Consider the following 24,880-nt stretch of genomic DNA (forward strand, 5'->3'; position numbering starts at 1 on the left):
CCCGCTTATCGCACCACTGTTTCCAAAACTGGAACAGTCAGTTCGTGACTGGGTGGTTTTTCTTTGATCGCCCGCGGCGTACAGTTCAACCCATCGATGAGCCGAACCCGCAAGGCGACTCACCGAACCCGGTTCGAAATGGTTTTGTCCCGGTTTTTTTGAGTCACTTTTTTCTTCCAAGGATTTCATCATGAACACGACCGCACGCTTCCTCTCCATCGCCGCTGTTGCCGCTTTCGCTTCTTTCGGTGCCCAGGCCGACGAAGCCGATGCTTCGCAATTCGCCACCCAATTCGAAACCAGCCGCACCCGCGCCGAAGTGGCCGCTGAAGCCGCCACCGTGGCCCAGACCCGCAGCATCGAGCCTGCTGGCTCCCGCGTGGTGACCTACAAGTCCACCGCTGACCGCGCTGCCGTGCGTGCCCAGGCTGCTGACGCTGTGCGCACCGGCCAGATCTCTTCTGGCGAAATCGGCGCGCTGTAAGCCGCCCCGGATTGAACTGACCTGACCCCCTGTCAAACCCAATAAAGAATCGAGATCACCATGAACAAGACTGCACGTTTCCTCTCCATCGCCGCTGTGGCTGCTTTCTCCGCTTTCGGTGCCCATGCCGACGAAGCCGATGGATCGCAGTTCGCCCTGAAGTTCGACACGAACCGCACCCGCGCCGAAGTGGCTGCCGAAGCCGCTACCGTGGCGCAGACGCGCAGCATCGAGCCAGCAGGCTCGCGCGTCGTGACCTACCAATCGACGGCTGACCGTGCTGCGGTGCGTGCCGCCGCTGCCGAGGCTGTGCGCACTGGCCAGATCCCTTCGGGCGAGAAGATCAGCGCCCTGTAATCGAGCAGGCAAGGCAGGCTGCAGACCGCACTGCAGCATCCATGCAAAAAGGCCGGTGCCCCGCGAGGGGCACCGGCCTTTTGCCTTGGCTGGCCGCGCTCGGCTCACTGCAACACGGTCACGCCGGTCTTGGCCTGCAGGGACTCGAAGCTCACGCCAGGGGCCAGCTCGATGAGCTTGAGGCCTTCGGGCGTCACGTCCAGCACGGCCAGATCGGTGATGATGCGGTCGACCACGCCCACGCCCGTGAGGGGCAAGGTGCACTGGGGCAGGATCTTCAAGTCTTCGGTGCCGTCCTTCTTCTTCGCCACATGCTCCATGAGCACGATCACGCGCTTGACGCCGGCCACCAGGTCCATGGCGCCGCCCATGCCCTTGACCATCTTGCCCGGGATCATCCAGTTGGCCAGGTCACCCTTTTCGCTGACCTGCATGGCGCCCAGGATGGACAGGTTGATCTTGCCGCCGCGGATCATGGCGAACGACTGGTCGCTGCCGAAGATGGACGAGCCCTTGATGGTGGTCACGGTCTGCTTGCCGGCATTGATCAGATCGGCGTCCACCGCGTCTTCGGTCGGGAAGGGTCCGATGCCCAGCATGCCGTTCTCGGACTGCAGCCACACTTCCTTGTCACCCGTGAAATTGGCCACCAGCGTGGGAATGCCGATGCCCAGGTTCACGTAGAAACCGTCTTCGAGTTCTTGCGCCGCGCGTGCGGCCATCTGGTCTTGGGTCCACGGCATGGTCAGGCTCCTGCTTTCTCGGTGATGGTGCGTTTTTCGATGCGTTTCTCAGGGTGGGCGTTGTGCACGATGCGGTGCACATAGATGCCGGGCAGGTGGACCTGGTCGGGCTCCATGGCACCGGTTTCCACGATCTCTTCCACTTCGACGATGCAGACCTTGCCGGCCGTCGCGGCCGCAGGGTTGAAGTTGCGCGCCGTGAGGCGGAACTGCAGGTTGCCCGATTGGTCGGCGCGCCAGGCCTTGACCAGCGACACGTCGGGCACCAGCGAGCGCTCCATCACATAGGTTTCGCCGTCGAACTCGCGCAGTTCCTTGCCCTCGGCCACGATTGTGCCCACGCCGGTCTTGGTGAAGAAGGCCGGGATGCCCGCGCCGCCGGCGCGCAGCTTCTCGGCCAGCGTGCCCTGGGGCGTGAATTCGAGCTCCAGTTCGCCCGCCAGGTACTGGCGCTCGAACTCCTTGTTCTCGCCCACGTAGGAAGAGATCATCTTCTTGATCTGGCGCGTCTCAAGCAGCTTGCCCAGGCCGAAGCCATCGACGCCCGCATTGTTGGAGATCACGGTGAGGTTCTTCACGGCCGAATCGCGCAGTGCGTCGATCAGGGCCTCGGGGATACCGCACAGCCCGAAACCGCCGACAGCCATCAACTGGCCATCTGCAACCACGCCTTCCAGCGCCTTGGCTGCGGAGGGAAATATCTTGTTCACCACGATCTCCTTGCGAATGTTGGATACGCTACGATACTACGTACCCGAATAGGTAGTACCCCGTAAAGACTTGCACTATGGACGCCACCGATGGACGTTGATTACAAACTCGCGTTTGACATGGCCCCCGTGGGCCTGGTGCTCTCGCGCAACCGCACCATGGTGGACTGCAACCGGCAGGTCTGCGAGATGTTCGGCGCCTCGCGCGAGCTGCTGATCGGCCAGTCGTTCCAGGTACTTTATCCGAGCGCCGACGAATACGAGCGCCTGGGCGCGCACATGGAGCCCATCCTCAACGCCAAGGGCCACTACGCGGACAACCGCATCATGAAGCGCGCCAACGGCGAGGTGTTCTGGTGCCATGTGTCAGGCCGCGCCCTGAACCGCGAAGACCCCCATGCCTCGGGCATCTGGAGCTTCGAGGACCTGAGCTCGCAGCGCCCCGTGAAGGCCGAGCTGACCGGCCGCGAACGCGAAGTGGCCGCGCGGCTGCTCGAAGGCCTGACCTCCAAGGAGATCGGGCGCACACTCGACATCAGCCACCGCACGGTGGAGATCTACCGCGCGCGCCTCATGCGCAAGTACAACGCGTCCACTGCGGCCGACCTGGTGCACAAGCTGCTCGCAGGCTAGGAGCGTGCGCGGCAGAAGGCATCGAAGCGAAACGTCCGAAAACCGAGGATCGCTGGGTAGTACCGACAAGCCCAGGGTGGCCCCCTGGGCGCCCGAGGTGATACCCGGCGAGACCGGTTTGTCGGGCGTTGCAGCCGATGCTCCTTCTGCCGCGCACGCTCCTAGGCCTTACTTCTTCGGCCCGTCGACCACCTCGGCGGCCGTGCGGAATGCCTCCACCGCTGCGGGCAGGCCGCAGTAGATGCTGGCGTGCAGCAGCACCTCCTGGATCTCGGCCGCCGTGGCCCCGTTGTTGAGCGCGCCGCGCACATGGCCCTTGAGTTCGTGCTGCTTGCCCAGCGCGGTGAGAAAGGCCACCGTGACCAGGCTGCGCGTCTTCATGTCCAGCCCCGGGCGCTGCCAGACATCGCCCCAGGCATTGCGGGTGATGAACTCCTGGATCGGCTGGGTGAACTCGGTGGCGTTGCCGAAGGCATTGGCCACGAAGTCCTCGCCCATGACCTGCTTGCGCGTGGCCAGGCCTTTGTCGAAGTCCTTGGTGGATGGGGGTTGCGTCATGCGGGCACTCCAATACGGTTGGGGCCGCCATGTTAGCCGGCCCGCCCCTGCGGGCAGCACAACGCCACCGGCCCTGCCCCGCGAAGGGAAAGGACGGTGGCGTTGTCAGCTTGCTCAGGCGTCGGCGGTTGCGCCGGCAAGGTCAAAGCGGTCCAGGTTCATGACCTTGGTCCAGGCCTTCACGAAGTCCTGCACGAACACCGCCTGCGCATCGCTGCTGCCATACACCTCGGCCAGCGCACGCAGTTGCGAGTTGGAGCCGAACACCAGGTCGGCCACGGTGCCGGTCCACTTCGCAGCCCCGGTGGCCCGGTCAACCCCTTCCAGCACACCGGCCTCAGAGGCCGATTTCTGCCAGCGGGTGCGCATGTCCAGCAGGTTCACGAAGAAATCGTTGGTGAGCGCGCCGGGCTGCTGGGTGAACACGCCATGCCGGCCCTGGCCTGCATTGGCACCCAGGGCGCGCAGGCCGCCCACCAGCACCGTCATCTCGGGGCCGGTCAGCGTGAGCTGGTTGGCGCGGTCGATGAGCAGCTCGGCCACGGCTTCCTCCAGGCCGGGGCGCACATAGTTGCGAAAGCCATCGGCCAGCGGCTCCATGACCTCGAACGAGGGCACGTCGGTCTGCTCCTGCGAAGCGTCCATGCGGCCGGGCGTGAAGGGCACGCTCACCTCCTGGCCGGCGCTGCGCGCGGCGGACTCGATGGCAGCGGCGCCACCGAGCACGATGAGGTCGGCGATGGAGATCTTCTTGCCGCCGGTCTGCGCGGCATTGAAATCCTGCTGGATCGCTTCGAGCTTGCCCAGCACCTTGGCCAGTTGCGCCGGCTGGTTCACTTCCCAGTCCTTTTGCGGCGCCAGGCGGATGCGGGCCCCGTTGGCGCCGCCGCGCTTGTCGCCGCCGCGGTAGGTGGAGGCCGAGGCCCAGGCGGTGGACACCAGCTCCGCCACCGACAGGCCCGAGGCCAGGATCTTCGCCTTGAGCACCGTCACGTCCTGGTCATCCACCAGGGCATGGTCCACTTCGGGGATGGGGTCCTGCCAGATCAGCACTTCGGCCGGCACCTCGGGGCCCAGGTAGCGCACGCGCGGACCCATGTCACGGTGCGTGAGCTTGAACCAGGCGCGCGCGAACGCGTCGGCGAACTGCTCTGGGTGCTCCAGAAAGCGGCGCGAGATCTTCTCGTAAGCCGGGTCCTGGCGCAGCGAGAGGTCGGTGGTGAGCATGGTGGGCACGCGCTTCTTCGAGGGATCGTGCGCGTCGGGAATGGTCGCCTCGGCCCCCTTGGCGGTCCACTGGTGGGCGCCGGCCGGGCTCTTGGTCAGCTCCCACTCGAAGCCGAACAGGTTCTCGAAGAAGTTGTTGCTCCACTTTGTGGGCGTGGTGGTCCAGGTGACCTCCAGGCCGCTGGTGATGGCGTCGCCGCCAAAGCCGCTGCCGTGCTTGCTGATCCAGCCGAAGCCCTGGTCCTCGATGCCGCCGCCCTCGGGCTCCTTGCCCACCAGGGCGGCGTCGCCCGCGCCGTGGGTCTTGCCGAAGGTGTGGCCGCCGGCGATCAGCGCCACGGTCTCTTCGTCGTCCATGGCCATGCGGGCAAAGGTGTCGCGGATATCGCGCGCCGCGGCGATGGGGTCGGGGTTGCCGTTGGGGCCTTCGGGGTTCACATAGATCAGGCCCATCTGCACGGCGGCCAGGGGCTTGGCCAGGTCGCGCTCGCCGCTGTAGCGCTTGTCGCCACCCAGCCAGGTGGTCTCTGCGCCCCAGTAGACGTTTTCATCGGGTTCCCACACGTCGGGGCGGCCACCGCCGAAGCCGAAGGTCTTGAAGCCCATGGATTCGAGCGCCACGTTGCCGGTGAGGATCATCAGGTCGGCCCAGGAAATCTTGCGGCCGTACTTCTGCTTGATGGGCCAGAGCAGGCGGCGCGCCTTGTCCAGGTTGGCGTTGTCGGGCCAGCTGTTCAGGGGCGCAAAGCGCTGCTGCCCGGCCCCGGCGCCGCCGCGGCCGTCGGCCAGGCGGTAGGTGCCGGCGCTGTGCCAGGCCATGCGGATGAACAGCGGGCCGTAGTGGCCGAAGTCGGCCGGCCACCAGTCCTGCGAGTCGGTCATCAGCGCATGCAGGTCGGCCTTCACGGCCGCGAGGTCCAGGCTCTTGAACTCCTCGGCGTAATTGAACCCGTCGCCCATGGGGTCGACCAGCGGGGAGCTCTGGTTGAGGGGGCGCAGGTTGAGCTGGTTGGGCCACCAGTCAGCGTTGCCGCGGCCTTTGGGCGCGGCAGCCTTGGTGTGGTCGAAGGGGCACTTGGCTTCTGTCGTCATGGGTCTCTCCTTGTCAGTGGTTCAGGCACTTGGCAGAGCCCATGGTAAGAAGCAATCCATGGCGCGTAAATTGAATCGATTGAATTTCCTCGATAGTCAATATTTATCGAAATGCCACAACCATTGTCAAACAGCGTGCTAACTCAGAGACCGCGCGCCAGCGGCAGGCCCGGCGCCTCCATGCGCGCCCGCAGGATGTGCCCATGGGTCGAGTCGGTCACGAACACCGTCTGCCCGCCCTCCCCGCCAAAGGCCAGGTTGGTCGTCGAGGCGCCCGCTGGCCCGCGCAGCACCAGCTCGGGCTCGGCCCGGTGGTTGAGCACCCAGACATAGCCCAGGCCCGGGTTGGCCACGAGCAGGCGCCCCTGGGAATCCACGGCCAATCCATCGGGCCCGCTCGGGCCGTAGGAGGTGAAGAACTGCCCCACCTTGGCCACGCTGCCATCGGGCAGCAACGGCACGCGCCAGACGCAGTTGCCGCGCGTGGCGGCCAGGTAGAGCACGCGGCCATCGGGCGACAGCGCCACGCCATTGGGGCTGGGCACATTGGCCAGCAGCAGGTCGAGCTGGCCATTGGGGCGCAGGCGGTACAGGCGCCCGCTCGGGTCGTGCAGCCCGCTCTGCCCCTGGTCGGTGAAGTACAGGTTGCCCTCGGCATCGAAGACCAGGTCGTTCACGCCCTTGAAGCGCTCGCTGTTGCGGCGCTCCAGGTACGGGGCGACCCGGCCGCTCGCCACGTCCAGGCGCATGAGGCCGTTCTTGTAGTCGGTGATGAGCAGGGTGCCGGCATCGAGGAACTTCATGCCGTTGGGCTCGCCGTCGTATTCGGCCACCAGGGTCCAGGAGCCCGCAGGGTCGATGCGCAGGATGCGGCCCCAGGGGATGTCGGTCACGTACAGGTTGCCGGCAGCATCGAACACCGGGCCTTCGAGAAACGAGTCGGTGATGGCCCCCGCCCGATTGGCATCGGCCCAGGCGCTGCGCTCGCGCCGGCGCAGCGTCTCGGGCATGGCGGTGAAGAGTTCGAGGTCGCGTACTTGGGGGGCTTGCAGCAGAAACATGGGATGGCTTTCGTTGGCTCTGATCTTCACGCGGCAGGAAATCCGTACAGCCGCGCAGGGTTGTCCACCAGAATGCGGTCCATCGCGGCATCCGTGCCCGCCCAGGCCTGCAGCAGGTCCACCAGGTCGGCATCGTTCACCGTGCCCTGCGGCTCGGTGGTGTGCGGCCAGTCGCTGCCCCAGACCAGGCGCTCGGGCGCGGCCTGCACCAGCGCGCGGCCCAGGGGCAGCGTATCGGCGTAGCCCGGGCCCTGCACCGCAGAGCGCATGTAGGCGCCGGAGAGCTTGACCCAGGTGCTGCCCCTGTCGAGCAGGCGGCGCAGGCTGTCCCAGGCCTCGGACGACACACCCTGCGCCGGATCGATCCGGCCCATGTGGTCGATCACCAGCAGCACGGGCAAGGACTGCAGCACGGGTTCGAGCGCGACGATCTGTTCGGGCTGTGCGAACACCTGGATGTGCCAGCCACCGCAGTCCGCATGGCGCGCCAGCTTGCCCGCCAGGGTGGTCAGCATCTCTTCTGTGGTCATGCCCCAGGATTGGGGCGAGACGAAGTTCACACGCAGCCCCCGCACGCGCCGTGCGGCCAGGCGGCCCAGCTCCGCATTGCTGACCTGCTGGTCCACCACGGCCACGCCGCGTGCGCTGTCGCCCAGCTGGTCCAGCGCATCCAGCGTGCAGGCGTTGTCGGTGCCGTAGGTCGATGGCGTGACCACGACCGTGCGCGCGGTGCCCAGGCGATGCTGCAGTTGCCGGTAGGCGGCCACGGGTGCCTCGGGCGGTGTGCGCGGCCAGTGCGGCGACGGCGCAAAGCGCGCGTCGAAGATATGCATGTGGCTGTCGCACGCCAGGGCGGGCAATGCGCACAACGGACGGTTCAGGCCCACCGAATGCGGCACGGGCTCGAGAAGGGGTGGCAGGCCCATGGCCGGTCAATCGAGCTTGATATGGCCCTTGCGCACCACCTCGCCCCACTTGGCGTCTTCCTTCTTGAGGAAGGCGGCAAACTCGGCGGGCGTGGAGCCCACGGGCTGGGCGCCGATGTCGGCCATGCGCTGTTTGACCTCGTCTTCCTGCATCACCTCCTGCACGGCCTGGCGCAGCCTGGCGGCAATGGGCTCGGGCGTTCCCGCGGGCAGGAACATGCCGTTCCATTCAAAGGCCTCGTAGCCGGGGACCACCGTCTCGGCCACCGTGGGCACATCGGGCAGGCGCCTGGAGCGCTCGGGCGCCGACACGGCCAGTGCGCGCAGCTTGCCGCCCGCTATGTGGGGATAGGTGGCGGCCACGGTACCGAACATGAAGTCCACCTGGCCGGCCATCACATCGGTGATCGCTGGGCCGCCGCTCTTGTAGGGCACGTGCACCATGTCCAGGCCGAGCTGCTGGCGCATCAGCTCCGCGGCCAGGCGCTGCACCGTGCCGCTGCCGCCCGAGGCGAAGTTGAGCTTGCCGGGCGTGGCCTTGGCCCTGGCGACCAGGTCGTTGATGTTCTTGATCGGCGAGTCCGCCTTCACGATCAGCACGTTGGGTGCCAGCAGCACCAGCGACAGCGGCTGCAGCGCGTTGGCGGCGTACGGCATCTTGGGGAACAGGTGCGGGTTGATGGAGTACGGCGTGGCGTCGTACAGCAGGGTGTAGCCGTCGGCATTGGCCTTGGCCACGTAGCTCGCGCCGATGGTGCCGCTGGCACCGGACTTGTTGTCCACGATCACGCTGGCGCCCAGCCTGGCGCTCAGGCGCGTGGCCAGCACGCGCGCCACAGCGTCGGCTGCGCCGCCGGGCGCATAGGGCACGACGATGGTGATGGGGCGGTCGGGGTAGGCAGCATGGGCCAGGCCGGCGGCCAGGGCGCAGGCAGCGATCAGGGGTTTGAAAAAACGCAACATGTCATGTCTCCGATCATTCATTCAGCTTTGAGGTCCAGGTCCCTGGCGATCTGCGTGTAGGTGGCAACCTCGCGCTCGACCTGCGTGGCAAATGCCTTGCCGCAGGTGGAATCCGCATCCAGCCCCATGCCGCGCAGCTTCTCCACCGCAGTGGCGCTTTTCGCGAAATCCGCCGCCACGCGCTCCAGTTGCCGGGCCACGGCCTCGGGCACACCGGCAGGAGCCAGCACGCCGTACCAGGCATCGGCCGAGTAGTTGCCGCCACCGGCTTCGGCAAAGGTGGCGACATCGGGCAGCAGCGGCGAGCGCTTGGCCGATGCCACGGCCAGGGCCGCGAGCTTGCCGCTGCGGATCTGCGGCAGCACCGAGCCCAGGGTGGCGAACGAGCTGTCGAGCTGGCCGCCCATCAGGTCCGTCACCACCGGCGCAGCGCCCTTGTAGGGCACGTGGTTGAGCTGCAGGCCATTGGCCCGGGCGAACATCTCGGTGGCGAAGTGGCCTGAACTGCCCACGCCCGCTGTGCCGGCCGTGGTGCGGCCCGGCTCCTGGCGCGCACGTGCCAGATAGTCGGCCAGCGACTTCACCGGCAGGCCTGGCCCCACCACCAGCACGGTGGGGCTGGTGGCCACCGTGCACAGCGGCTTGAACGACTTCACCGCATCGAATTTCACCCGGTTGCTGTACAGCCCCGGGATCATCGTGTGGTTGGTGGCGCCGAACAGCAGCGTGTAACCATCGGCCGGTGCGCTGGCCACCGCCTGCGCGGCCAGGATGGTGTTGGCGCCCGGTTTGTTGTCGATGACGAAGGGCTGGCCCAGCGCACGGCTGGCGTGATCGGCAAAGGCCCGTGCCACCACGTCGGTGGGGCCGCCCGCCGCAAAGCCCACCACCAGCTTCACCGGCTTGGACGGATAGCCGGCGGCCTGCGCGAAGCAGGTGGCGGATGCCAGGGTGAAGGTGACCAGCAACGCCTTGCTTGCGAGCGCTGGAAGTCGTGTTTGCCTGTTCATTGCTTGTGTCTCCTCATCGTGATCCTCTGGATGTACCGCCCCGGCCCCTCACGCGGCCGCTGGGGCAGGACTGCGCGCCAGGACCTGCAGCAGGTTCTTCGCCGCGCCCACCCCCATGTTCACGTAGGCATCGCTGGTCACGCCGCCGATGTGCGGGGAGAGGGTGAAATTCGCCTCGCCCTGGAAGGGGTGGCCGGCCACCATGGGCTCCACCGCAAAGCTGTCCAGCCCCGCAGCCATCACCTGGCCGCTGCGCACGGCGGCCAGCAGCGCTGGCTCGTCGATCAGGCCGCCGCGCGCGGTGTTCACCACGATCACACCGCGCTTGCACTGCGCCAGGGTGGTGGCATTGAGCATGCCCCGGTTCTCCTCGGTCAGCGGGCAGTGCAGCGAGATGGCGTCGGACTCGCGCCAGATGGTGGCCAGGTCCACGCTCTCGATGTAGGCCGGCAGGTTCTTCGCAAACGGATCGAAGCCGAGAACGCGCATGCCCAGCGCATCGGCCATCTTCGCAAAGCGCAGGCCGATGGCGCCCAGGCCGACCACGCCCACGGTGCGGCCGCCGAGTTCCAGGCTCTTGTGCGTGGCCTTGTCCCAGTGGCCGGCGTGCATGCGCGCATCGAGCGCCACCACCGACTTGGCGCAGGCCAGCAGCAATGCCAAGGCCTGCTCGGCCACGGCCGCGGCATTGGCGCCGACGGCGGCCACCACCTCGATGCCGCGCGCCTTGGCCGCCACCTTGTCGATGGTGTCGGTGCCGCTGCCGTGCTTGGAGATGACCTTGAGCGAGGGCGCGGCATCCATCACGGCCGCGCCGACCTTGCCGTAGCGCACGATGATGGCCACGGGGTCGTGCGTGCGGCACAGGGCCACCAGGTCGTCCTTGGTGGGGGCCTTGCCGGCATAGACGATCTCGAAGTCGTCGAGCAGCGCCAGGGCCTCCCCGGCCAGGTCGGCGCCCGTCACGATGATGCTCGGGCGGCTCACAGCGATTCCCCTTCCTTGAGCACGCCAGCGGCGCGCAGGGCCGCCGGCAGCCACTTCGATGCCGTGTCGCCGCGGGCGATGGCCTCGATGCGGGCGGCCTCGTCGGCCACCTTCTTGTCGGCCAGGTCCATCATGGCGGGTGCCTTGGCGCGTTCGATCACCACCACGCCATCGGCATCGCCCACGACCAGGTCGCCCGGGTTAACGGTGGCGCCGCCGGCCGAGATCGGGTGGTTGATGCGCCCGGGCACGTACTTGGTCGGGCCGGCGGGGTTGAAGCCGGCGCTGAACACCGGAAAGCCCAGGTCCAGCAATTCGAGCTTGTCACGGATCGCACCGTCGACGACCACGCCGGCCAGGCCCCGCTTCTTGCAGGCGCTGAGCATCAGCGTGCCCATCAGGGCTGCGGTCTGGTCGCCCTTGCCGTCGATCACCAGCACGTCGCCGGGCTGGGCCAGCGCAATGGCGGCGTGGATCATGAGGTTGTCGCCCGGGCGCACCTCGACGGTGAAGGCCGGGCCTGCGACCTTCATGTCCTGGTGCACGGGCGCCACGCGGCCGTGCATGGTGCCGCGGCGGCCCGCCACATCGGCGAGGATGGCGGCCTGGAAGGTGGCGGCTTTCTGGACGACGTCGGCGCTGACGCGCTCGATGCCACGGATGATTTCGGGAAGCTGGCCCATTGTGCGATCCTTGTTGGGTTGGGGTATGCGGAGAAAAGCTGCGGTGCCGGTCTGCGACCGGGGGACTACTCGGCGGTGATGTTTCCGTCCTTGATCACCTTGGCCCACTTGGCCGAGTCGGCCTTCTGCAGGTCGCCGAGCTGGCGCGGCGTGCCGCCCACCAGGGTCACGCCGAGCTTGTCGGCCAGGGCGACGACGGCGGGATCCTTGAGCGCCTTGCCGATTTCATCGTTCAGGCGCTGCACGACGGCAGCAGGCGTCTTGGCGGGCGCGAACACCGCCTGCCATTGCTCGACGACGAAGTCCTTGAAACCCGCCTCGCCCATGGTCGGCACGGCCGGCAAGGCCTTCAGGCGCTGGGCCGAGGTGACCGCCAGGGCCCGCAGCTTGCCGGACTGCACATGCGGCAGCGCGGCAGCGGCAGGCGCAAACATGAACTGCACCTGCTCGGCCAGCGTGTCCTGCAGCGCCGGGGTGTCGCCCTTGTAAGGCACGTGGATGAAGCGCGCGCCGCTTTGCTGCTGCAGCAGCTCGCCCTGCATCTGCAAAATGGTGCCGTTGCCGCCCGAGGCGAAGGCCAGCTTGCCCGGCTGGGCCCGGGCCGCGGCCAGCAGATCGGCGACCGACTGAAACGGCTGTTTGGCACCCACCACCAGGATGTGAGGAATGGTGCCGATGGTGATCACGGGCTCGAAGCCCGCGATGGGGTCGTAGGGCAGCTTGCCCATGAGGTGCGGCGCGATGGCCTGCGGGCCGATGGAGGTGCCCAGCAGGGTGTAGCCATCGGGCGCGGCCTTGGCCACGAAGGCGGCGCCGATGGTACCCGTGGCGCCAGCTTTGTTGTCGACGATGACATTGGTGCCCAGCGATGCCGCCACGCGCAGCGCCAGGTTGCGGCCCAGCACGTCGGTGCTGCCGCCAGGCGGGTACGGCACGACCCAGGTGATGAGCTTGCCGGCGGGCCATTCGCCCTGGGCGAATGCGGGGCTGCCCGCCAGGGTGACAGCGAGGCCGGCGAGCACGCTGCGGCGCGACAAAGAAGGATGGTGCGACAGGGTCATGGCATGGGCTCCTGGTATCAATGGAAGGAATTGGGAAGTTCGGTCTGCGCGAAGCCGTAGAGCGCACTCGGGTTGTCCACCAGCACGCTGTGCAGGGTGGCTGCCCCCTGCCCTGCACCATCGATCCACTGCGCCAGGCGGTCCACCTGTCGGGCATCGTCGGGCAGGGGCTGCACGCCAGCGGTGGCGGTGGCATGGGGCCAGTCGCTGCCCCAGAGCACACGGTCGGGCACGCAGCGCAGGTAGCTGTGGGCCAGTGCGTCGAGGGCCGGGTCTTCCACCGTGTGCAGGGGGCTCACGATGTAGCCGCCGGACAGCTTGATCCAGGCCTTGCCCTCGGCGAGCAGCTCCAGCAGCAGTGCATGGGCGGCATGCGTGCCGGCCTGCGCGGGTGCGATGCGCCCGAAGTGGTCGAACACCAGGGGCACCGACAGGCGCCGCAGCACCGAAGCCAGCGAAGCCAGCAGGTCGGGCGCCATCAGCAGTTGCAGATGCCAGCCCAGCGGCGCGATGCGCGCGGCCAGCGGCTCCAGCAGGTCGGCCGTGCCCGACACGCCCAGCGAGAGGTTCAGCCGCACGCCGCGCACGCCCAGGGCGTGCAGGCGCTGCAGTTCGCCATCGCCTTCGCTGCCATCGATCACGGCCACGCCGCGTGCCTGCTCGCCCAGGGCCACCAGGCCTTCGAGCATGCAGCCGTTGTCGGTGCCGTAGGTCGATGGGGTGACCAGCACGGTGCGTGTGGTGCCGATGCGCGCCTGCAACCGGCCATAGTCCCCGGCCGAGGCATCGGGCGGCAGCAGCCGGGCCCCTGGGGCCGCAGGAAAGTGGCCGTCGTACACGTGCACATGGCAGTCGCAGGCACCGGCGGGGACGGCCACCGTTGGCTGGTCGGTGCCGGCCGAGAACGCTACAGGCGTGGCAAGGCAATCGCGGCGCATGGCGATGGTCCGGTGGGCGTGGGCTCAGAGGGGCGCGTCGGCCGGCTCAGTCGAGGCTTGCGCCCGAGTCCTTGACGATCTTTCCCCAGCGCGGCACTTCGGTGCGCAGCAACTGGGTGAACTGCTCGGAGCTACCGCCCATCACGTCGCCGCCTTCGCTGCGCAGCTTGTCGGCCACGTCGGGTTGCTGCAGGGCCTGGTTGATGGCCTTGTTGAGCTGGGCCACGATGGGTGCCGGCGTGCCGGCCGGCGCGAGGATGCCGAACCAGGTCACGGCGTCGAAGCCCTTGTAGCCCGACTCGGCCAGCGTGGGCACGTCGGGCAGTTGGCCGGCGCGCTTGGCCGAGGTGATGGCGATGACCTTGAGCTTGCCGTTGCGCACCTGGCCCAGCAGCGTGGGCACGGAGGACATGTACAGGTCGATCTGCCCGCCCACCAGGTCGGTCATGGCCTGGGCCGCGCCCTTGTAGGGGATGTGGCGCAGCTGGATGCCGGCGGCGTTCTCGGCCAGTTCACCCGACAGGTGGGCCACGGTGCCATTGCCCGAGTAGCCGAGGGTGATGGCATCGGGCTTGCCCTTGGCGGCGGCCACCACGTCGGCAAAGGTCTTGTAGGGCGAGCTCACGGGCGCGGCGATCACGATGGGCGAGGACGACACCAGCGCCACGGGCACCAGGTCCTTGAGCGGGTCGTAGGGCAGCTTGGGATACAGCGTGGGGTTGATGGCCAGGTTGCTGGTCTGGCCCATCACCAGGGTGTAGCCGTCGGGGGCCGACTTGGCCGCGGCGTCCACACCCAGGTTGCCACCCGCGCCGGGGCGGTTGTCCACGATCACGTTCCACTTGTTCTGGTCGGCGAGCTTCTGCGCCACGGTGCGCGCGATCATGTCCGTGCCGCCGCCGGGCGGGAAGGGCACGATCAGGCGGATGGGCTTGCTGGGGTAGGCGGCTTGCGCCAGCGCCGCGCCGGTGGGCACGGCTGCGGCAGCGAGGCCCAGAAAGGCGACGCACAGGGAACGCGAAAGCGAAGGGAAGGCAGGCATGGTTTTGTCTCCGTTGTGGTGGTTCGTCACGCCGGCCTGCATGGCCCGGCGCCGTGGGTACGACTTTACGCAGACGTTTCAACCCATACAATGCTGTTGCACACCATGAAACGAATTGCACCATGAGCAACCTTCCGCCCAAGCCCCTTCTTGCGGCCGCGCCCCCGGCGCCAGGCACGGCCAGCGAGGCCGGCGGCGTCATTGCCGTCACGCGCGCGCTGCAGGTGCTGGAGGCGTTTGCGCTGGGCGAATCGAGCCTGCCCCTGGCCGAGCTGAGCCGGCGCTGCGGCCTGCACAAGACGACGGTGCTGCGCCTGGCGCGCACGCTGGCGCAGTCGGGCTTCATGGTGCAACGCGAGGACGGCGACTGGCGCCTGGGCCCCGCCGCCGGCTGGCTGGGTGCGCGCTACCAGGCGGGCTTCGACGTGCAGAACGTGCTCGAGCCAGCGCTGCGCGAGCTCACCCACGCCACGGGCGAGAGCGCCGCCTTCTACGTGCGCGAGGGCCAGGTGCGCACCTGCCTCGTGCGTGTGGAGGGGCCGCAGGCACTGCGCCACCATGCACGCATGGGCGAAGGCCTGCCGCTGGACAAGGGCTCGCCGGGCCGCGTGATCCTGGCCTTCTCGGGCGAGCCGGGCAAGGACTACGAAGCCATACGGCAAAAGGGCTACCACTGGTCCATCGGCGAGCGCGAACAGGGCGTGGCCACGGTGTCGGCGCCGGTGTTCGGCATGCACTGGCGGCTGATGGGCTCGGTGTGCATCTCGGGCCCGGCCTCGCGCCTGCCGGCAGAAAAGCTCGAAGCCCTCGCGCACACCGTGATGGCCGCAGCCACCCAGTTGTCGTATGCGCTGGCGGGCAACACCGCAGCGCCCTCGCACAGTCCGGTACGCGCCACCCACTGGCATCCGTGATACTGATGGGATAAAACCCAAGGAGACCGACGTGACCCGCTACCCTGTTCCCTCGCTCGAAAGCCTGCCCGAGGACATCCGTGCCCGCATCCTCGAAGTGCAGGAAAAGGCCGGCTTCGTGCCCAATGTGTTCCTGGGATTTGCCCGCCGCCCGGCCGAGTGGCGCGCCTTTTTTGCCTACCACGATGCGCTGATGCTCAAGGAGGAAGGCAGCCTGACCAAGGGTGAGCGCGAGATGATCGTCACCACCACCAGCGCGGCCAACCAGTGCCTGTACTGCGTGGTGGCGCACGGCGCCATCCTGCGCATCTACGAGAAGAAGCCGCTCGTGGCCGACCAGGTGGCGGTGAACTACCGCAAGGCCGAGATCAGCCCACGCCAGCGCGCCATGCTCGACTTTGCGATGAAGGTCTGCGAGCGCTCGCACGCGATCGAGGACGCCGACTTCAGCGCCCTGCACGCGCACGGCTTCGACGACGAGGACATCTGGGACATCGCGGCCATCACCGCCTTCTTCGGGCTGAGCAACCGCATGGCCAGCTTTGCCGGCATGCAGCCCAACCCCGAGTTCTACCTGATGGGCCGCGTGCCCAAGGCAAAACCGGCTGGCTGAGTCGCCCCATGCAGCCGACCTGCCTACTGGCTGCCGGGCTGTATGCAGCCACCGCCCTCGCAGCCAGCGCCCAGGCCGCCTCCAGCGGCTTTGCAGCTGGCAGCGGCACCCTGGACGCACGGCCCCTGCCGGTGCAGGTTTCGCCGGGCGCGATCTCGCCCCTGTCGAGCAGCCAGCCGCCCCTGTTGCTGCAGCGCCGGGATGCCACCGGACCGGTGTACTACCTGGCGGCAGGCCTGGGCGTGCCGCGCTACGGCATTGCCGACCTGCCCGGTGCCGGTGCCTGGCGCGTGGTACCCGATGCCGACTGCGCGCGCCTGGTGCCCGTGGCGCTCGACGAGGAACCAACAACGTTGGCCGGTTGAAGGCAAAGCCGTATCAGGCGAAGTTGCCTTGCGTTGCGGTGGGACTTGTTCGCTGCACGAGCAGCGCCGTCGCAGCCTCCACGGGCATCGGTCGGGCGTACAGATAGCCCTGTACCTCGTCGCAACCATGGGTCTTGAGAAAGTCGCGCTGCTCGGCGGTTTCCACACCTTCGGCGATCACGCGCAGCCTGAGGCTCTTGGCCATGGCGATCACGGCCGAAGCGATGGCCTCGGCCTCGTCGTTGCCGTGCCTGCCCAGATCCAGCACGAAGGAGCGGTCGATCTTGAGTTTGCTCACCGGAAAGCGGCGCAGGTAGCTCAGGCTCGAATAACCTGTGCCGAAATCGTCGATGGCGATCTGTATGCCTTTGGCAACCAACTGGTGCATCAGCTCGACGGCCGCGTCGGTGTTGGCCATCAGCGTGCTTTCGGTCAGCTCCATCTCCAGCGCCCCGGGCGGAAGATCGAACTCCGAGATCACGCGGCCCACTTCGTGCAGGAAGTCGGGCGCCTGGAACTGCACCGCCGAAAGATTCACGGCAATCGGCAGGGGCGTGAGGCCCTGGCTGCGCCAGCCCGACCAGATGCGCGCCGCTTCGCGCAGCACCCAGTGGCTGATCTCGGCGATCATCCCCGAGGATTCGGCGATCGGAATGAAGCGTGCCGGAGATACCGGGCCGCGCGTCTTGTGCGTCCAGCGAAGCAAGGCCTCCATGCCCACCGGCGCCCCGTGCGCCAGGGTGAACTGGGGCTGCAGGTGCAGCTCGAGTTCGCCGACGTCGATGGCCTGGCGCAGGTCCACCGCCAGCAGCATGTCGTCGTAGGCCGAGGCATTCATCTCGGGCGCATACAGACGCCAGGTGTTGCGCCCGTGCGCCTTGGCGATGCGCATCGCAGCCTCGACGTTGTGCAACAGGTCCTCGGCAGTGCGTGCATGCTCGGGGTAGCTGGCGATGCCGATGCTGGCCGTGGGAGAGAACGGGTGCTCCTGCGGCCCCAGGCGGATGGGCGGGGCCAGCATCGCGCGCACCTGGCTGATCAGCAGGGCGTGGGTGACGGGGTTGCCCGAGAGCACGAGCATGAACTCGTCGCCGCCGTACCGGTACAGGCCCTTGAGATCGGCAGACAGCCCCTGCAGCCGCCGTGCCACCTCGACCAGGAGCACGTCGCCCTGGGCATAGCCGAAGGATTCGTTGATGCCCTTGAAACGGTCCAGGTTGACCAGCGCCAGCGACAGGCTGTTGTGCAGGGATGGGGGCTGGGCGTCGACGCCGGTGATGTGCTGCAGCAACTCCTGCTCCAGCCGGGCCCGGTTGGGCAGCCCCGTGACCGGGTCATGGATGGCCAGGTACTGTGCCTGGCTCTCGGCCTGCTTGAGGCGCGTCAGGTCCGTGAACAGGTCCACGTGCTGCTCCACCTGGCCGTCGGCACCGCGGTGCGCACAGACCAGCAGGCGCGCCGGGAAGACCGTACCGTCCTTTCGGCGGATGTTCATCTCGCCCTCCCAGAAATCCTCGGCCTTGAGGATGGCGCGCGCACGCTCGACCCCTGCAGGATCGAGCCCCGCATTGAGGATCACCGTGGGCTGCCCCCGCAGGTCTTCGAGCGTATAGCCCGTGATCTTCGTGAGGTGGGGATTGACCGAGACGACGCGCTTGTCACGATCGCCGACCACGATGGCAGCTGCGGAGCGGTTGAAGAAGCTCGCGGCCACGCGCAGCTGCGTTTCCACCTCGGTCTGGCGCGTGATGTCACGGCCTATGCCCACATAGTAGCGCCGGCCCTCCGACTCGAAGCAGCCGACGGTGCCTTCCAGCAGGAAGGTGCTGCCATCGGCGCGCAGCCGGGGGATGCGAACGTGGCGCGACTCGCCAGGCTGCATGGCCTCCAGGATGGCGGCCTGCTGCGCGGCCTGGTCCGGCGGCCGAAGGCGCTGGGCGTTCATGCCGATGAGCTGCTCGCGCGGGTAGCCATACACGTCGACCGTCGCCTGGCTCACGTCGAGGATGGTGCCGTCGTTGTCGGTCAGAAAGAAGATGTCGGTGGAGTCACGCATCACGTGCTCGTAATGCCGGCGCAGCCCGGCCTCGCGCGCGGCGTGGCGGTGGCGGTCGCCGCGGCGCCAGGCGGCGTAGAGCAGCGAGCCGAAGAGGATGAGCACCGCGACCCCGAGGACCAGGAGATTGCTGCGGTCGTGCACCGCTGCATACACCGCCTTTTCAGGCAGCAGACTGAGCACCATCCACGACGGCAGCAGGGTGTTCTCGCGCCGCGCCATCACTGCCACGCCATGGCGGTCGGGCCCCTGCACCATGGAAACACCGGGCTCTGTCAGCAGGAACTCCACCACGGACCCGGGCCCCTGAAGAGGCTGCAGCCCGGGCCCGCTGGCCGGTGCCAGGATCTGCAGGCCCCGTGCATCGCGGTGCACCAGAATGGTCTCGCCACCCCAGTTCGGCAGTTTGGCCTTGTCCAGTGTGTCCACCAGCCACTGGAGGTCCATTTCGATATAGAGCACATGGCCTGTTCCCCGGGTGCTGTCGGCAATGCTGCGCGCCAGGGCCAGGCGCAGCCCTGCACCACTCCCCGCAGGCAGTTCGATCCATCGCGGGTACGCGCCTGTTCCCGCCTGCACCACGCGACCCAGCTGCTGCGCGTCCAGTGCCGCTCCGCTGCTGAAAACCGCCTTGTCGGTGCCGACATCCACGACCGCAATGCTTCGGTAACCGTAGACGCGCCGTATGCCTTCAAGATGCTGTTGGATGAAGGGGGTGTACTCGGCGCGCTGCACGTCGCCCTGCCACCAGTGGTCGAGCGCCTTGACCAGCAGGGGATTGGAGCCGATGGCCTCGGCATCGCCCGAGCGTTCGGTGAGCCAGGTGTCCAGGGAGTGGGCCGACAGTTCGGAAATGACCCGCAAGGTCTCGGATGCGGTCCGTTCGGCCGCCCGCTTGCCCTGGAAATGCAGGGCAAACCCCAGCGCAATGGCGCCCGCCACAAAGGCCGCAAAGGCCAATGGCACCGCCCAGCCAGGCAGCCAGGCGCCAGGTTGCGCACCATTATTGCGCGCGGGACTGCTCTCTGTGGCCATGGCCGAAACCCCTCGTGACCGGGAAAAGCGGCGTGGCCAGAATGTCGCCAGCCTTCCCCCATTTCTTCAATGAACCCGTGCGGCCTCCATCAGCCGCCCGACCCCTGTGATCGGGCCATTTAGTCCGATTCGCCCAGAGGTGTCAAGCGCCGCAAAATCAGTCCTGAACGATGGCCAGCATCCAGTCCGGCAGGGCCACGGCCTTCTTCTGCGGGAAGTCGACCCAGATCGTGGTGGCACCGCCTGCGGCATAAACCACGCCCGGCCGGTCCACCCGCTCCATGGTGCCCCAGGTCTCGAAGGTGGTGCGGCCGGGGTCGCTCACATAGAGCTTGAGCAGCACCTCGGCCGGGTACTCGAGCTGCTGGTAGAAGTTGCAGAACGCATTGACGATGACCGGGCCCTGCCCTGCAGGGTCAGGGTTGCAGCCCACCGACACCAGCCAGTCGATGCGCGCTGTTTCCAGGTAGCGGAAATACACGGTGTTGTTCACGTGGCCCATGGCGTCCATGTCGCCCCAGCGCACGGGAAAGCGCATCTCGTGCACCAGTTTTTTCTTGTCGGGGATTTCAATCTTCATCGGTGTGCCTTGATGGAAGCGAGGATGCCCAAAGTGAACAGCCCCACGGCCGCCCACTGCGCGGGCGAGGGCCAGCGCCCCTCCCACGCGAACGAATATACGAGAGCGAACAGGGTCTCGCTCACGATGAGCTGCCCGCACAGGCTGGCGGACAGGCGCTGGCTGGCGATGTTCCACAAAATGGTGGCCAGCCAGCTCGAACCAAAACCGAGCGCCAGGCACACGGCCACGAAGACCCCGAACCCCGGTTGCACCGCCAGGGCGGGCAGGCTGGAGCCGCCCACCAGCCACAGCAGCAGGCCGCCCAGTCCCGTGGCCACACCCAGCCAGTTGGCCCAGTCGGTGGCGCGCACCTCGGGGTGGCGCTTGAGCCACGCCGCGTTGAGGATGGCGAAAGCCGTCCAGAACACCAATGCCACCAGCGCGATGGCAATGCCGCGCCAGTAGCTGCCGGCGCCGGGTGCCGCTGCATCCCCGTGCGGCACCTCGGCCATCAGCGCGAGTCCGGCCACGGTGAGCACCAGCCCGGGCACCAGTGCGGCCCAGCGCAGGCCCTGGGGCTTGCCCAGCAGCATGACCCAGACCGGAATGGTGCCGATGATCAGCGCCGGCATCTCGGCCCCCGCATCGCGGATCGCCCAGACCAGCAGCAGGTAGTAGCCCGTGAAGCCGAGCACGGACAGCCACAGTGCCGCCCAGGCCTGGGCAAGGGTGGGCCGGCGCGGCTGGCCCTTGAGGCCCCACAGCAGCATGCCCACGGCCACCGCACCGTAGGCCACGAAGCGACCCGCCGTCAGGTCCACCGAGGCAAACGTGCCCGCCATGTAGGGTGCCACGAACACCAGCCCCCAGAGCGCGCCTGCGGCGAGCCCGGCCAGGATTCCGGTCAGCATCGGGCCCGACGGCGTGGCCTATACCGCAAAGCCATCGTCTGCCGCGATCACGGCGCCGTTGATGAAATGGCTCTGGTCGCTGGCCAGCATGATGATCAGCGCATCGAGGTCCTCGGGGCTGCCCACGCGCTTGCGCGGCAGCATCTCGATGAGCTTTTTGCCCTGCTCGGTCTGCCAGTGGCGGTGGTTGATCTCGGTGTCGATGTAGCCCGGGCAGATGGCATTGGTGTTGATGCCGAAGCGGCCCCATTCCATGGCCATGGCCTTCGTCATCTGCACCACGGCGGCCTTGCTCATGCAGTAGGCACCGATCTGCGGCAGCACCTTGAGCCCGGCCATGGAAGCGATGTTGATGATGCGCCCGCCCGTGAAGCTGCCCGGCGCCGCCCCGCGCGAGCGCGCCAGCATGCGCTTGCCCACCTCCTGTGCGACGAAGAAGGCGCCCTTGACGTTGGTGTCGAAGATGAAGTCGTAGTCGTCAGGGGTCACGTCCTGCAGGCGCTGCGTGGTGCTCACGCCCGAGTTGTTGACCAGGATGTCGATGGAGCCCATCTCGGTCTCGGCATGGGCCACGGCGGACTTGATGGAGGCATGGTCGGTCACGTCCAGTTCGATGACATGGGCGTCGCCGCCCTCGCCTTCGATGCGGGCGCGCAGCTCCTTGAGCTTTTCGACGCGGCGGCTGGCCAGCACCACCCCGGCGCCCGCCCTGGCCAGGGTCTTGGCGAACTGGGCGCCCAGCCCGCTGGACGCTCCGGTGATGAACGCCACGCGGCCGGATAGATCGATGCTGTATGCCATTTAGAGAGCCTCCACTGCAGAAAAAAGAACGGTCGTTCGATTGTCCGAAATCCATGAATACAATCAGTCTCCAGGCAGACAGGAACCAGGGTCCTGTCCGAAGACAATCCACACGATATCAAACGCCCGACGAGAAACCCATGACGAACGAAGAAATCCTCGCCCAGTATGGTCCCCGTGAAGCAATGGAATACGACGTGGTCGTCGTGGGCGGCGGCCCCGGCGGCCTGGCCACCGCCATCCGACTCAAGCAGATGGCAGCCACCCATGGCAAGGACATCTCCGTCGTGGTGCTCGAAAAAGGCTCCGAACCCGGCGCGCACATCCTCTCGGGCGCCATCATGGACCCCAAGGCCCTGACCGAGCTGATCCCCGACTGGAAGGCCAAGGGCGCCCCGCTGAACCAGCCTGTGACCGACGATGCGATGATGTTCCTGGGCGAGAAGTCGGCCTTTCGCGTGCCCAACGTATTCCTGCCGCACAACTTCCAGAACCACGGAAACTACGTGGTGCGCCTGGGCAACGTGGTCAAGTGGCTGGGCGAGCAGGCCGAAGCCCTGGGCGTGGAGATCTTCCCGGGCTTCCCGGCCGCCGAAGTGCTCTACAACGACAACGGCTCCGTCAAGGGCGTGGCCACCGGCAACATGGGCATCGGCAAGGAAGGCGAGCCCACGGCCGACTTCCAGCTCGGGATGGAACTGCATGCCAAGTACACCATCTTCGCCGAGGGCTCGCGCGGCCACCTGGGCAAGCAGCTGATCTCGCGCTTCAAGCTCGACGCGCATTCCGACCCGCAAAGCTATGCCATCGGCATCAAGGAGCTGTGGGAAATCGACCCGGCGCGCCACCAGCCCGGCTTCGTGATGCACACCGCCGGCTGGCCCATGGAGAACGACACCTACGGTGGCGCCTTCCTGTACCACCTGGACGACAACAAGGTCACGCTGGGCTTCATCACCGGCCTGGGCTACTCCAACCCCTACCTCAGCCCGTTCGAGGAATTCCAGCGCTGGAAGACGCACGCCAACATCCGCTGGTACCTGGAGGGCGACGAGTCCAAGGGCATCAAGCCGGCCAAGCGCATCAGCTACGGCGCGCGCGCCATCACGGCCGGCGGCCTGCTGAGCCTGCCCAAGACCATCTTCCCCGGTGGCGCGCTGATCGGCTGCGACGCAGGCTACCTCAACGTGGGCCGCATCAAGGGCAGCCACGCCGCCATCAAGTCCGGCATGCTGGCCGCCGAAGCCGCCTACGACGCCGTGGTGGCCGGGCGCCAGCACGATGAACTGAGCGCCTACCCCGAGGCCTTCGAGAAGAGCTGGCTGCACACCGAGCTCAACAAGGACCGCAACTTCAAGAACTGGTTCAAGAAGGGCCTGGTCACCGCCACCATCATGAACGGCCTGGAGCAGTTCGTGCTCAAGGGCAACATCCCCTGGACGCTGCACCGCGACAAGCCCGACCACGTGCACCTCAAACCCGCGTCCGAGTGCAAGCCCATCATCTACCCCAAGCCCGATGGCAAGCTGACCTTCGACCGGCTCTCGAGCGTGTTCATCAGCAACACCAACCACGCCGAGAACCAGCCAGCGCACCTGACGCTCAAGGACGCGAGCGTGCCGGTCAACATCAACCTGGCCAAGTACGCCGGCCCCGAGGCCCGCTACTGCCCGGCCGGTGTCTACGAGTTCGTGCCCGACGTGGCCAAGGGCGGCGACGCCCAGCGCCTGCAGATCAACGCGCAGAACTGCGTGCACTGCAAGACCTGCGACATCAAGGACCCGACGCAAAACATCGTCTGGGTGACGCCCGAGGGCGGCGGCGGCCCGAACTACTCGGGCATGTGACAACGACAAAGGGCCGGCATTGCAGGCCCTTTTCCTTGCTGCCCCTGGGGCAGAGGGTCAGCGAAGCTGCAGCTCGTCCGCGCCGTACACGACCTTGATCGGCTCGATCACGACCTGCTTGGGCCCCTCTTCCACAGCCCCCGCGATCAGCGCCGGAATGCCCAGGCCTTGCGCCAGCTCCACCACGCGCGGCGCATCCTTGGCCGCCACGAACAGCGCGAAGCCGGCGCCCATGTTCAGCGTGCCATAGGCTTCATGGTCGTCGAGCTGGCATTCCTTCTGCATGAACGCCAGCACCGGGCTCACCGGCGGCACCTGCTGGATGCGGTAGGTCAGCGGCTTGGGGTGGCGCAGCAGCTTGCGCCATCCGTGGCCGGTGATGTTGGCGCAGTAGTGGGGGTAGATGCCATCGGCCGCCAGGGCTTCCGTCACCGGCGAATACAGCACGGTGGGCGCCAGCAGCGCTTCGCCGAAGGTCTGCCCGTTGCCGATGTCCGTGAGGTAACCCTGCGGCAGCCGCTCGGCCAGTTTGCGGGCCAGCGACACGCCGTTGGCATGGATGCCGCTGGAGGCCAGCAGCACGATGGCATCGCCCGCACCCAGTTGGTCGCCGACCGACAGCCGCGCCTTGGGGCTGATGATGCCGGTGCACGACGCCGCCAGGTCCACCCGGCCATCGGCCACCACCCCGGCGAGGGCCGGGGTTTCGCCACCGCCCCAGGCCACCTTGCAGGTGTCGCAGGCACGCTTCCAGCCGGCAACGAGCGCCTGCGAGCGCTCTGCGTCGCCGAACCAGTCCGAGCCCCCCGCCGCCCAGTAGGCCTGCACGACCAGGGGGGTCGCCCCCACGGTGATCAGGTCGTTGACCGCCATGGCAATCGTGTCCTGGGCAATGCCGTCGTAGTAGCTCTTGCCCGTGAGCCGGGCCATGTCGTCGGCCAGCAGGGCCTTGGTGCCCAGGCACTCGACGATGCTGGCGAGGTACATGGGACCGACATCGACCACATAGGCCGACTCCCCGCGCGAAGCAGCCACTTCGCTGAAACCATGGCTGGCCATGTGCGCCCCGGTCTGGGCCGCTGCGCGCTGTGCCGCAACCTTCAACGGGTCGATCAATTCGTAGTTGACGCCCGTCTGGTCATAGGTCAGGGGGGCAGGAGCAGGTGCAGCGGTCATGGGTTTTCAACGGAGTCTGGGCCGCCATTATCCCCCGCCAAGGACCCTCTGCATCAACCTCGCGGATCGGTGGCCATGCGGACCGGGATGGGCCGCAAGGCGTCTTCTTGCAGCCAATGGCAGGG

25 protein-coding genes are annotated in these 24,880 nt (G+C 67.4%); 7 read left to right on the top strand and 18 right to left on the bottom strand.

The annotated features are described in order from the left end of the window. Positions 1–190: 190 nt before the first annotated feature. Both U5N23_RS04060 and U5N23_RS04065 read left to right on the top strand, forming a co-directional pair. Positions 191–484, top strand: coding sequence for a DUF4148 domain-containing protein (locus U5N23_RS04060; RefSeq protein WP_322591557.1), 294 nt, complete (start codon positions 191–193; stop codon positions 482–484). A 60-nt stretch (positions 485–544) separates the two neighbouring features. Next, positions 545–841 carry a DUF4148 domain-containing protein gene (locus U5N23_RS04065; RefSeq protein ID WP_322591558.1) on the top strand — a complete coding sequence of 99 codons (297 nt, stop codon included), beginning with the start codon at positions 545–547 and terminating at the stop codon, positions 839–841. Positions 842–945: 104 nt separating this feature from the next. Here the strand turns inward: U5N23_RS04065 and U5N23_RS04070 are convergent, their stop codons facing one another. Further along, positions 946–1,584: a 3-oxoacid CoA-transferase subunit B gene (locus U5N23_RS04070; protein WP_322591559.1), complete on the bottom strand. Its 639-nt coding sequence runs from the start codon at positions 1,582–1,584 to the stop codon at positions 946–948. Positions 1,585–1,586: 2 nt separating this feature from the next. Continuing rightward, positions 1,587–2,294 (bottom strand): CoA transferase subunit A, encoded by a 708-nt coding sequence (locus tag U5N23_RS04075; RefSeq protein ID WP_322591560.1) that lies wholly within the window; start codon positions 2,292–2,294, stop codon positions 1,587–1,589. Between the two features lie 90 nt (positions 2,295–2,384). Between U5N23_RS04075 and U5N23_RS04080 the strand changes: the two genes are divergently transcribed. After that, positions 2,385–2,927, top strand: a complete 543-nt coding sequence (locus U5N23_RS04080) for a PAS and helix-turn-helix domain-containing protein (RefSeq protein WP_057206148.1) — start codon at positions 2,385–2,387, stop codon at positions 2,925–2,927. Between the two features lie 168 nt (positions 2,928–3,095). On the opposite strand, the gene U5N23_RS04085 is transcribed toward U5N23_RS04080, so the two are convergent. From U5N23_RS04085 to U5N23_RS04135, 11 genes are all read right to left on the bottom strand, one after another. Further along, a complete protein-coding gene (locus tag U5N23_RS04085; protein ID WP_322591561.1) occupies positions 3,096–3,485 on the bottom strand; it encodes a carboxymuconolactone decarboxylase family protein in 390 nt (129 codons plus the stop codon). Between the two features lie 114 nt (positions 3,486–3,599). Beyond that, positions 3,600–5,804 (bottom strand): catalase/peroxidase HPI, encoded by a 2,205-nt coding sequence (katG, locus tag U5N23_RS04090; RefSeq protein ID WP_322591562.1) that lies wholly within the window; start codon positions 5,802–5,804, stop codon positions 3,600–3,602. Positions 5,805–5,947: 143 nt separating this feature from the next. Next, positions 5,948–6,865 carry an SMP-30/gluconolactonase/LRE family protein gene (locus tag U5N23_RS04095; protein WP_322591563.1) on the bottom strand — a complete coding sequence of 306 codons (918 nt, stop codon included), beginning with the start codon at positions 6,863–6,865 and terminating at the stop codon, positions 5,948–5,950. Between the two features lie 26 nt (positions 6,866–6,891). Further along, positions 6,892–7,791 carry an amidohydrolase family protein gene (locus U5N23_RS04100; protein ID WP_322591564.1) on the bottom strand — a complete coding sequence of 300 codons (900 nt, stop codon included), beginning with the start codon at positions 7,789–7,791 and terminating at the stop codon, positions 6,892–6,894. A 6-nt stretch (positions 7,792–7,797) separates the two neighbouring features. Further along, a complete protein-coding gene (locus U5N23_RS04105) occupies positions 7,798–8,754 on the bottom strand; it encodes a tripartite tricarboxylate transporter substrate binding protein (protein WP_322591565.1) in 957 nt (318 codons plus the stop codon). 17 nt (positions 8,755–8,771) lie between these two features. Beyond that, positions 8,772–9,764: a tripartite tricarboxylate transporter substrate binding protein gene (locus U5N23_RS04110; protein ID WP_322591566.1), complete on the bottom strand. Its 993-nt coding sequence runs from the start codon at positions 9,762–9,764 to the stop codon at positions 8,772–8,774. A 48-nt stretch (positions 9,765–9,812) separates the two neighbouring features. Beyond that, entirely contained in the window at positions 9,813–10,751 is a 939-nt protein-coding gene (locus tag U5N23_RS04115; protein ID WP_322591567.1) for an NAD(P)-dependent oxidoreductase, read from the bottom strand. Beyond that, positions 10,748–11,434, bottom strand: a complete 687-nt coding sequence (locus U5N23_RS04120; RefSeq protein ID WP_322591568.1) for an RraA family protein — start codon at positions 11,432–11,434, stop codon at positions 10,748–10,750. Before U5N23_RS04120 ends, U5N23_RS04115 begins: the two co-directional genes overlap by 4 nt. A 65-nt stretch (positions 11,435–11,499) precedes the next feature. Continuing rightward, complete coding sequence (locus tag U5N23_RS04125) at positions 11,500–12,495, bottom strand: tripartite tricarboxylate transporter substrate binding protein (protein WP_322591569.1); 996 nt, start codon at positions 12,493–12,495, stop codon at positions 11,500–11,502. A 17-nt stretch (positions 12,496–12,512) separates the two neighbouring features. After that, on the bottom strand, positions 12,513–13,433 hold the full coding sequence (locus U5N23_RS04130) for an amidohydrolase family protein (RefSeq protein ID WP_322591570.1): 921 nt from the start codon (positions 13,431–13,433) through the stop codon (positions 12,513–12,515). Between the two features lie 46 nt (positions 13,434–13,479). Continuing rightward, positions 13,480–14,475, bottom strand: coding sequence for a tripartite tricarboxylate transporter substrate binding protein (locus U5N23_RS04135; RefSeq protein ID WP_322591571.1), 996 nt, complete (start codon positions 14,473–14,475; stop codon positions 13,480–13,482). 122 nt (positions 14,476–14,597) lie between these two features. Here U5N23_RS04135 and U5N23_RS04140 point away from each other — a divergent pair, with 122 nt between their 5' ends. The 3 genes from U5N23_RS04140 to U5N23_RS04150 are packed head-to-tail and all read left to right on the top strand — an operon-like array spanning position 14,598 to position 16,367. Beyond that, positions 14,598–15,389 carry an IclR family transcriptional regulator gene (locus tag U5N23_RS04140; RefSeq protein ID WP_322591572.1) on the top strand — a complete coding sequence of 264 codons (792 nt, stop codon included), beginning with the start codon at positions 14,598–14,600 and terminating at the stop codon, positions 15,387–15,389. A gap of 31 nt (positions 15,390–15,420) precedes the next feature. Next, complete coding sequence (locus U5N23_RS04145) at positions 15,421–16,002, top strand: peroxidase-related enzyme (protein ID WP_322591573.1); 582 nt, start codon at positions 15,421–15,423, stop codon at positions 16,000–16,002. 8 nt (positions 16,003–16,010) lie between these two features. Next, positions 16,011–16,367, top strand: a complete 357-nt coding sequence (locus U5N23_RS04150; RefSeq protein WP_322591574.1) for a hypothetical protein — start codon at positions 16,011–16,013, stop codon at positions 16,365–16,367. A gap of 13 nt (positions 16,368–16,380) precedes the next feature. Here U5N23_RS04150 and U5N23_RS04155 read toward each other — a convergent pair whose 3' ends face one another. The 4 genes from U5N23_RS04155 to U5N23_RS04170 form a co-directional block, all read right to left on the bottom strand. Then, complete coding sequence (locus tag U5N23_RS04155; RefSeq protein ID WP_322591575.1) at positions 16,381–19,458, bottom strand: EAL domain-containing protein; 3,078 nt, start codon at positions 19,456–19,458, stop codon at positions 16,381–16,383. 157 nt (positions 19,459–19,615) lie between these two features. Beyond that, positions 19,616–20,038, bottom strand: coding sequence for an acyl-CoA thioesterase (locus U5N23_RS04160; RefSeq protein ID WP_322591576.1), 423 nt, complete (start codon positions 20,036–20,038; stop codon positions 19,616–19,618). Beyond that, on the bottom strand, positions 20,035–20,931 hold the full coding sequence (locus U5N23_RS04165) for a DMT family transporter (protein WP_322591577.1): 897 nt from the start codon (positions 20,929–20,931) through the stop codon (positions 20,035–20,037). The genes U5N23_RS04160 and U5N23_RS04165 overlap by 4 nt, the downstream gene beginning before the upstream one ends. Before the next feature lie 18 nt (positions 20,932–20,949). After that, on the bottom strand, positions 20,950–21,732 hold the full coding sequence (locus U5N23_RS04170; RefSeq protein WP_322591578.1) for an SDR family oxidoreductase: 783 nt from the start codon (positions 21,730–21,732) through the stop codon (positions 20,950–20,952). 140 nt (positions 21,733–21,872) lie between these two features. Here U5N23_RS04170 and U5N23_RS04175 point away from each other — a divergent pair, with 140 nt between their 5' ends. Further along, positions 21,873–23,579, top strand: a complete 1,707-nt coding sequence (locus U5N23_RS04175; protein ID WP_322591579.1) for an electron transfer flavoprotein-ubiquinone oxidoreductase — start codon at positions 21,873–21,875, stop codon at positions 23,577–23,579. Between the two features lie 57 nt (positions 23,580–23,636). Here U5N23_RS04175 and U5N23_RS04180 read toward each other — a convergent pair whose 3' ends face one another. Then, entirely contained in the window at positions 23,637–24,755 is a 1,119-nt protein-coding gene (locus tag U5N23_RS04180; RefSeq protein ID WP_322591580.1) for an AIR synthase-related protein, read from the bottom strand. Positions 24,756–24,880: the final 125 nt, after the last annotated feature.

It is taken from the genome of Acidovorax sp. (assembly GCF_034519795.1).
Taxonomy (GTDB): Bacteria; Pseudomonadota; Gammaproteobacteria; order Burkholderiales; family Burkholderiaceae_C; genus Acidovorax.